This window comes from Bacillus cereus group sp. BfR-BA-01524 (assembly GCF_022662595.1).
Taxonomy (GTDB): Bacteria; Bacillota; Bacilli; order Bacillales; family Bacillaceae_G; genus Bacillus_A; species Bacillus_A thuringiensis_S.
Genome location: NZ_JAKUDW010000517.1, coordinates 1 through 207 on the forward strand (window position 1 = coordinate 1; position 207 = coordinate 207).

The following is a 207-nucleotide window of genomic DNA, read 5'->3' on the forward strand; positions in this document are numbered from 1 at the left end:
TTGCTTGGCGACGTCCTACTCTCACAGGGACAAGGTCCCAACTACCATCGGCGCTAGAGAGCTTAACTTCCGTGTTCGGTATGGGAACGGGTGTGCCCTCTCTGCCATCATCACCAAACTATGAAGGCATATTCCTTCAAAACTAGATAACATTGCTACATATTATATGGTTAAGTCCTCGATCTATTAGTATTCGTCAGCTCCACA

1 rRNA gene is annotated in these 207 nt (G+C 46.4%); it reads right to left on the minus strand.

Features of this window, described 5'->3' with window-relative positions:
• Positions 1-2 precede the first annotated feature (2 nt).
• Positions 3-118, minus strand: a 5S ribosomal RNA gene (rrf, locus tag MR170_RS32140).
• Positions 119-207: the final 89 nt, after the last annotated feature.